Origin of the sequence: Pseudomonas sp. SIMBA_068 (genome assembly GCF_046534705.1) — a bacterium.
In the GTDB taxonomy this organism is placed as follows: Bacteria; Pseudomonadota; Gammaproteobacteria; order Pseudomonadales; family Pseudomonadaceae; genus Aquipseudomonas; species Aquipseudomonas putida.
In genome coordinates, this window is the sequence record NZ_JAWRYI010001684.1 from 1 (window position 1) to 235 (window position 235).

The 235-nt window shown below is 65.1% G+C and carries 1 protein-coding gene; it reads left to right on the forward strand.

Translation table 11 applies throughout. The features are described from left to right. Window positions 1–235: PAS domain-containing protein (locus SB756_RS35470; protein WP_410913933.1), on the forward strand; the 235-nt coding region annotated here is incomplete at both ends.

The window sequence follows — 235 nt, forward strand, 5'->3', positions numbered from 1 at the left end:
GCTCAATGCGCTGCATGACGGCGTCTACATCACCGATGGCCAGGGCCAGACCCTCAAGGTCAACCAGGCCTACGAGCGCCTCACCGGCCTGAACGGCGCCGAGCTGCTGGGGCGGCCGATGCAGGAGCTGGTGAAGAGCGGGGTGATTTCCCAGTCCGCTTCACTACGGGTACTGCAGGACGGTCGGCCGGTGTCGGTGATGCAGAGCCTCAGCCACGGCAAGAAGTTGCTGGTC